Origin of the sequence: Oceanobacillus saliphilus (assembly GCF_023522835.1) — a bacterium.
Classification (GTDB): Bacteria; Bacillota; Bacilli; order Bacillales; family Amphibacillaceae; genus Oceanobacillus; species Oceanobacillus saliphilus.
Genome location: NZ_JALCZU010000180.1, coordinates 1 through 264, shown reverse-complemented (window position 1 = coordinate 264; position 264 = coordinate 1). Strand labels below are relative to the sequence as shown.

Genomic DNA, 264 nt, shown 5'->3' with positions numbered 1-264 from the left:
GAAAACTCAATCTACAAAAGACCCCCACTAAGAGTTAGCTAGTGGAAAAGAAATCATTTCAAACACTAGTGTGGGCAATTTGACCTTTGATCTAGTAAGTGAACCAACCCAATGTTATTTTAGGGTGTTACCCCTAGGAATCTACGACGGAATTCTAGGAATGTATTGGCTAGTTGCAAATGGGGCAAATATCCATTGTAGCCAAGGAGACGTTACCTTCATAAACAAGTACAGACAAGAAGCTCTAGTTCACAGGAAAAATGA

The 264-nt window shown here is 39.4% G+C and carries 1 protein-coding gene; it reads left to right on the top strand.

What is annotated here, in order from left to right:
* Positions 1-70: 70 nt before the first annotated feature.
* Positions 71-264, top strand: a 194-nt coding sequence (locus MN204_RS21690; protein WP_368858696.1) for a pepsin/retropepsin-like aspartic protease family protein, incomplete at its 3' end; no start/stop codon positions are given.